The sequence below is a fragment of the Mesorhizobium sp. M3A.F.Ca.ET.175.01.1.1 genome (assembly GCF_004791945.1).
Classification (GTDB): domain Bacteria; phylum Pseudomonadota; class Alphaproteobacteria; order Rhizobiales; family Rhizobiaceae; genus Mesorhizobium.
Map to the genome: position 1 here is coordinate 1 of NZ_SRTP01000288.1, position 310 is coordinate 310.

The 310-nt window shown below is 60.6% G+C and carries 1 protein-coding gene; it reads right to left on the reverse strand.

Annotation, left to right across the window (positions count from 1 at the left end):
* On the reverse strand, positions 1-304 hold a 304-nt coding region (locus tag EN818_RS31685), incomplete at its 3' end, for a hypothetical protein (protein ID WP_135906724.1).
* Positions 305-310: the final 6 nt, after the last annotated feature.

Here is a 310-nt window from a genome sequence, read left to right on the forward strand (position 1 = left end):
CTTGGGCCGCTTGTGCACGCAATCTGGCTTCCGCAGCCAAGGAAATCTGCTTGGCCATTGCCCCGCGTGCGGCCGGGTCACGAACCGCAAGGACAAGCGAACTCAACTCGGCAAGACGCTCGTTGAATGGCTTGCTCGGGTCGATGTATTCCGCAGCCTGCCGGTCGGCAAAATCCCAAGGCAGCGGCAATCTTTTATCGAAACCCAGCTGCTGCTGGGCTGCTCCCGCCCAGTTGACGGCAGCCTGCAATTCCTCGGGCGTTTTGACCTTGCTCCAGTCTGGAGCATCGCCGCGAAACACCATACTGGC